Origin of the sequence: Methanobrevibacter filiformis (assembly GCF_001639265.1) — an archaeon.
Classification (GTDB): Archaea; Methanobacteriota; Methanobacteria; order Methanobacteriales; family Methanobacteriaceae; genus Methanacia; species Methanacia filiformis.
Genome location: NZ_LWMT01000173.1, coordinates 1 through 909, shown reverse-complemented (window position 1 = coordinate 909; position 909 = coordinate 1). Strand labels below are relative to the sequence as shown.

1 protein-coding gene is annotated in these 909 nt (G+C 26.3%); it reads right to left on the bottom strand.

Translation table 11 applies throughout. The features are described from left to right. On the bottom strand, positions 1-302 hold a 302-nt coding region (locus MBFIL_RS04750; protein WP_157078627.1), incomplete at its 3' end, for a hypothetical protein. Positions 303-909: the final 607 nt, after the last annotated feature.

Sequence of the window (909 nt, the reverse complement as noted above, 5' to 3'; positions counted from 1 at the left end):
TCTAACAACTCTTCATTTTCATTATTCATAGAGTTAAGAAGAAAAAGAGTCTTAAAATGATTCACACTTTCTCCATCATCTAATGCGCGAACCATTCTTTCCAAATCACAACACAAAAGCTCTTTATTAAAAGGACTATTAATATTAAAATTAAGACCTTCCTTCCACAAATCACTAAAATCCCCACGAACAACAGACCTCAAATAATCAAAATCAACACTAAACTTACCACTACTCTCCCAAACATTCAACTTCTTCAACACAAACCTAAAACACTTACGAATACTACTATTAAAACTCATAAAAAAATATATAAACAATCAAACATAAATAAAAATACCAAAGAAAAAAAATAATACATATAAAAAGAAAATTATTAAATACGAATCCTCTAATATAAATGGTAATGTAACCAATGTTGTTGGAAATGAAAAAGCTTACTCTGTTGATGTTGAGCAAATCTTAAGATCTGTTGCATCTGGAGGTTTTAACAAGTCTTTTGCAAGTAGTATATTAAATAGCTATGGATTAAAACTTTCTAATTATGAACGAAGTTCTAATTTAGCTGAACTTGATGTTCAGTATTTATTACTTCTTGAAGTTCCAAGAAATGATGTGGAGATGATTATTAATAATATGGAAGATGTTATTATAACTATACCTGTTAATAGTGCACCAAATTGGATTATTGATGAACTCGAGGAAGCTTATGAAAATTAATAATTGTTTTACTTATTAAATTTTATATATTAACATATATTAACTATTTTTTTTATAGTTAATTGGCTGTGCAATAATTAATTTTTCAGTTGATGGATGACAGTGAATTTTCTTAGTTGTGGTTAGATTGTAAATTATTTTTTGTAGTTTTTTTTATTTGTTGTCTATGTTTTTCATTGAATATCTATT